Source organism: Actinomycetospora sp. (genome assembly GCF_036497245.1).
Taxonomy (GTDB): Bacteria; Actinomycetota; Actinomycetes; order Mycobacteriales; family Pseudonocardiaceae; genus Actinomycetospora.
Genome location: NZ_DASXJS010000177.1, coordinates 1 through 4,262 on the forward strand (window position 1 = coordinate 1; position 4,262 = coordinate 4,262).

6 protein-coding genes are annotated in these 4,262 nt (G+C 73.8%); 1 reads left to right on the forward strand and 5 read right to left on the reverse strand.

Annotated elements, in window-relative coordinates; translation table 11 throughout:
• A partial coding sequence (locus tag VGI02_RS18855; protein WP_331629651.1) for an Ig-like domain-containing protein occupies positions 1-285 on the reverse strand: 285 nt, incomplete at its 3' end.
• A 128-nt stretch (positions 286-413) separates the two neighbouring features.
• Positions 414-1,526 (reverse strand): UDP-N-acetylmuramate dehydrogenase, encoded by a 1,113-nt coding sequence (locus VGI02_RS18860; RefSeq protein ID WP_331629653.1) that lies wholly within the window; start codon positions 1,524-1,526, stop codon positions 414-416.
• A gap of 25 nt (positions 1,527-1,551) precedes the next feature.
• On the opposite strand from VGI02_RS18860, the gene VGI02_RS18865 reads away from it, so the two are divergent.
• Complete coding sequence (locus tag VGI02_RS18865; protein ID WP_331629655.1) at positions 1,552-2,052, forward strand: DUF2505 domain-containing protein; 501 nt, start codon at positions 1,552-1,554, stop codon at positions 2,050-2,052.
• 75 nt (positions 2,053-2,127) lie between these two features.
• Here the strand turns inward: VGI02_RS18865 and VGI02_RS18870 are convergent, their stop codons facing one another.
• The 3 genes from VGI02_RS18870 to VGI02_RS18880 form a co-directional block, all read right to left on the reverse strand.
• Entirely contained in the window at positions 2,128-3,126 is a 999-nt protein-coding gene (locus VGI02_RS18870) for a pirin family protein (RefSeq protein ID WP_331629657.1), read from the reverse strand.
• A gap of 89 nt (positions 3,127-3,215) precedes the next feature.
• On the reverse strand, positions 3,216-3,773 hold the full coding sequence (locus VGI02_RS18875; protein WP_331629659.1) for a YbaK/EbsC family protein: 558 nt from the start codon (positions 3,771-3,773) through the stop codon (positions 3,216-3,218).
• The gene (locus tag VGI02_RS18880) at positions 3,770-4,096 is read right to left on the reverse strand and encodes a DUF2516 family protein (RefSeq protein ID WP_331629661.1); all 327 of its coding nucleotides are present in this window, start codon (positions 4,094-4,096) and stop codon (positions 3,770-3,772) included. Before VGI02_RS18880 ends, VGI02_RS18875 begins: the two co-directional genes overlap by 4 nt.
• Between the last annotated feature and the right edge of the window lie 166 nt (positions 4,097-4,262).

Below are 4,262 nucleotides of genomic sequence, written 5' to 3' on the forward strand. Positions count from 1 at the left end.
CTTCCCGTCCGGCGAGAGCGTGCCGTCGACGGCCTTCCCGCCGCCGGCGGGCGTGAGGGCGACCCCGGTGAGCCTGCCGTCGGGCACGGACACGGACACGTCGGTCTTCGGGGCGACGTCGGTCGCGTTCGCGGTCGGGGCATAGACGACGGCGACCGGTGGGGGTGGCGCCTCGGTGTCCGCCCCGGCCGCGCCCGACCCACCGCCTGAACAGGCCGACACCAGGGCCAGCACCGCGACGACGACGGGCAGCAGCACCCGAGCCGTGTGTTTCGTCGTCCTCATGCCGTCCCGTCCCCGATACCCCGCGGTCCCCTGGATGACCCAACGAGGGCGACCCGAATCCCGTCACTGGTGTGAACCAGGTCCCCCGGAAATCCCCACGGTTCCGGTCGGGACGCCTGCCCGGACGATCAGTCCAGCGTGCAGCCGACCAGGACCGGCTCCGGGGCCAGGCGCACGCCGAACGCCGCCTCGACGCGGTCGCGGACGTCGCGGGCGAGGGCGAGCAGCTGCGTGGTCGTCCCGTCGCCGCGGTGGGTCAGGGCGAGGGTGTGCCGGGTGGACACGCGGACGGGGGAGTCGGGACCGGGGTACCCGCGCGTCACGCCCGCCCGCTCGATGAGCGCCGCCGCGGAGAGCTTCACGCGCCCGTCGGCGGTCGGCCAGGCGGTCACGGCGCGCTGGTCCGCGGCGGCCACCCGCTCCGCGACCCGCTCGGCGGCGTCCCCGTCGACGATCGGATTGGTGAAGAACGAGCCGGCGCTCCAGGTGTCGTGGTCGGCCTCGTCGAGGACCATCCCCTTGCCGCGGCGCAGCTCGAGGACCGCGTCCCGGACCGCCGCGAGCGGCGCCCGGGTCCCCGGCTCCACCCCGAGCGTGCGGGCGAGCTCGGCGTAGCGGACCGGGGCGGAGAGCCCGTCGGTGGTCATCCGGAACCGGGCGGCGAGGACGATCTCCCGGTCGGCGCCCGCCTCCCCCGTCGCTCCGCTCGCCCCGCCGTGCTTGAGGCGGCTGGTGCGGTAACCGAGACCCAGGTCCGCGGCGGGCACCGTGACGACGTCGCCGCTGCGGCGGTCGAACAGGGTGGCGTCGACCAGCAGGTCCGCGACCTCGACGCCGTAGGCGCCGACGTTCTGCACCGGCGTCGCCCCGGCGCAGCCCGGGATGCCGGACAGGCACTCGAGACCGCCGAGACCCTCGTCCACGGTGGCCGCGACGAGCTCGTCCCAGTCCTGCCCCGCCTCGACCCGCAGCAGGGCCTCGGCGTCGTGCCGCTCGACCGCGTGGCCCCGGGACTCGAGGTGGACCACCGTGCCGTCGAACCCGTCGTCGCCGACGACGAGGTTCGACCCGCCCCCGACGACGAGGACCGGCTCGCCCGCCGCGTCACCGGCCCGGACCGCCGCGACGATCTCGTCGGCGCTGCCCGCCCGGACGAGCCGACGCGGGGGCCCACCGAGACGCAGGGTGGTCAGCGCGGCGAGCGGGGTCGCGGGCGGCGACGACGTGGTCGGGGTCGGCACGCCCGCGACGGTAGCCTCCTGCCTCGTGGCCCAGACGATCTCCCACCGCGCCGGCTGGGATGCCGACGCCGACTCCGTGTACCGCGTGATGGTCGATGCCGACCATCTCGAGGCACGCCTGCGCGAACTCGGAGGCAAGGACCCCGCGCTCGTCGAGCGCAAGGTCGACGAGTCCGGGGCACGCCTGACGCTCCGGCACTCGGTCGCGGTGGAGTTCCTGCCGTCGGTCATCCGGAAGTTCACCGGGGGCGACCTGATCCTCGACCGCGTCGAGACCTGGACCCCCGAGACCGGGGGCGGCTACCGGGGGACCTTCGAGGTCACGGTGCGCGGCCTGCCCGGCAAGCTCACCGGCACCCAGGCCCTGCACGACGTCGACGGCGGCTCGCGGAGCAGCATCGACGGGAAGGCCGAGGTCCCGGTGCCGTTCGTGGCGGGGAAGATCGAGTCGATCGTCAACGAGCAGGTCAGCGGACTGCTCGACGGCGAGGACGACTTCACGCGCCGCTGGTTGGCCGAGCACTGATCGTGCTCGTGATGTCAGAAAAGTCCCGTTGCAGACACTGGACGTCTGCAACGGGACTTTTCTGACATCGGGGTCTTACGCCGTTCGGACACCCTTCGACGCGCCCGCGTGCGGCACGCGCTCCGCCGGGATCGCGCCCAGCCGGCCCTTGGAGAAGTCCGAGAACGCCTCCATGACCTCCTCGCGGGTGTTCATCACGAACGGCCCGCCCCACGCGACCGGCTCCCGAAGCGGCCGCCCGCCGAGCAGCACCACCTCGAGCTTCGGGTGGCGCCCGTCCTGGCCCGCCGACGCGGCCACCCGCACCGACTCACCCGGCCCGAACACCACGAGCTGGCCCGTCGAGACCGGGCGGCGCTCGGAGCCGGCGTACCCGTCGCCGGAGAGGACGTAGGCCAGCGCGTTCTGCTCCGGGTCCCACGGCGCGTGCAGCATCGCGCCGGGCTCGACCGACGCGTGGGCCATCGTCATCGGCGTGTACGTCGATCCGGGGCCGGAGTGACCGTCCAGCGACCCGGCGATCACCCGGACCAGCGCACCCGCGTCAGGCGAGGTCACGAGCGAGGCCTGGCCCGCCCGCAGGTCCTGGTACCGCGGCTGGGCCCACTTCTGGGCGCGCGGGAGGTTCACCCACAGCTGCAGGCCGTGGAACAGCCCGCCCGACGCGACGAGGGCCTCCGGAGGCCGCTCGATGTGCAGCACGCCACCGCCCGCGGTCATCCACTGCGTGTCGCCGTTGGTGATCAGCCCGCCGCCGCCGTGGTTGTCGGCGTGCTCGAAGGTCCCGTCGATGATGTAAGTGACGGTCTCGAAGCCGCGGTGCGGGTGCCACGCGGTGCCCTTGGGCTCGCCCGGGGCGTACTCGACCTCGCCCATCTGGTCCATGTGGATGAAGGGGTCGAGGTCGGCGAGGTCGACCCCGGCGAACGCGCGCCGCACCGGGAAGCCCTCGCCCTCGAACCCGCGCGGCGCGGTGGTCACGGTGCGCACGCCGCGCTCGGTGGTCCCGGTGTCGGGGCCGAGGTCCGCGAGACGGGGAAGGACGGTCAGGTCGGGGACGGTGACGGCGGGCATGGCGCCCTCCTCGCGCTCGGCGCTGAGTCGTCGAACCCCAGCGTGTTGAAAATTCAACCACCGGAACGCCGACCGGGCGAGGGTTGTTCCTATCGGCCCAGCCCGTCGATGACCTCGGCACCGGGCAGCTGCCCGAGCACCGATCCCGGCACGATGAGCTTGCTGCCGCGGATACCGCTCCCGACGACGACGGCGGGCGCGGCCAGGACCGCGGAGTCGACCAGGACCGGCCAACCCACGGGCACGCCGAACGGGGTGATCCCGCCGTACTCCATGGCGGTCAGCTCCACGGCCGTGTCCATCGGCGCGAACGAGGCCTTCCGGACGTCGAGGCGCTTGCGGACGACGCCGTTGACGTCGGCCCGGGTGGTCGCGAGGACCACGCAGGCTCCGAACCGTTGCTCACCGGAGCGGGAGCCGGCAACGACGACGCAGTTGGCCGAGGCCTCGAGCGGCGAGCCGTACGCCTCGCAGAACGCGGCGGTGTCGGCGAGGTCCGGGTCGATCGCGGCGACGGCACACGAGGCCGCCACCTCGTCGGGCATCGCCGCGAGGGCCGCCGCGACCGGCTCGGCGAGCAGGTCGGGGCGGGAGAGCGCGGAGGTGAGCTCCAGCGTGCCCGCGGCGGGCGCGAGGTCCGCGATCACCAGCGGCCTCCCCCGCCGTGCTGCACCTCGGTCACCTTCGGACGCACGTCGACGAGGTAGACCAGCACCGCGCACAGGGCGACGAGCCAGAGGATGGCGAGACTCGCGACGGGGCCGCCCACCGAGATGACCAGCAGCAGCGCACCCACCCCGGTGATGCCGCACCAGGCGGGCTTCGTCAGCTTGTCGACCGCCGTGAACGCGTCCGCCCGCTGCAACAGCGCGTGGATGAACGCGTACAGGCCGACCGGGATGGCCACGATCCAGATCAGCATCGACAGGTAGTAGTCGAGGTACTCGAACACCGGCACTTGCAGCAGCACACGGCGAGGATACGTGCTGGTGGGGCGGCCCGGCCGCCTCCCGGTCCCTGGCACGACGACGGCCCCGCCCCACCGTGCGATGACGGTGGTGACGGGGCCGTGGCCTCGGGGGAGCGTCAGGCCTTGGGGGCGCGCTTGTCGGCGGCGCTGGTCGCGGCCGACTTGG

Coding starts and splice junctions, on each gene's coding strand:
- VGI02_RS18870 (WP_331629657.1), bottom strand. CDS start 3,126: ATGCCCGCCGTCACCGTCCCCGACCTGACCGTCCTTCCCCGTCTCGCG.